Genomic DNA, 512 nt, shown 5'->3' on the forward strand with positions numbered 1-512 from the left:
ACGGCGAAGATCAGCGACAAGATCAACGAACTGGTCAACCTCTACGACCCTAAGGTCCGCCTGCCCCGAGACTTCGACGAAGAAGGCAAACCGGCACCTGTTCCCGGGATCTTCGAGTCGAACGACTCGATTCCCGGGTTGACCGAGTACTACCTGACCTTGCCTGATGATCAGGCGAGCATCCTCAACAGTGCCCTGCAGACAAAGGTCCGCTCGGAGGGGATCAGTCTGACTGAGGCGTTCTACAGGCTTTTAATGGACAACATCACCATCGCGGTGACCAAATGGGTCTACCAGGCAGGCGATCTGATCAAGGCACCCATGTGGATGCCGGGTGTCGGCTGGCTGTCACCTGCCGCGCAGACCAGGTGGGAGGCGATGATCACCACCGTCAAGGACGCCACCGAAGGCCGGCGGGAGGAGACCGCCGCGCATGATCCGACGATGGGTCTTAATGCCTGGCTGACCGGTGTGCACGCGGATTGTTCGGGTCCGTCGTCGACGACGAAGAC

1 protein-coding gene is annotated in these 512 nt (G+C 60.2%); it reads left to right on the top strand.

From position 1 onward, the window contains the following. A partial coding sequence (locus QP119_RS11485) for a hypothetical protein (RefSeq protein ID WP_284776298.1) occupies positions 1–512 on the top strand: 512 nt, incomplete at both ends.

It is taken from the genome of Corynebacterium frankenforstense, assembly GCF_030211955.1.
GTDB lineage: Bacteria > Actinomycetota > Actinomycetes > Mycobacteriales > Mycobacteriaceae > Corynebacterium > Corynebacterium frankenforstense_A.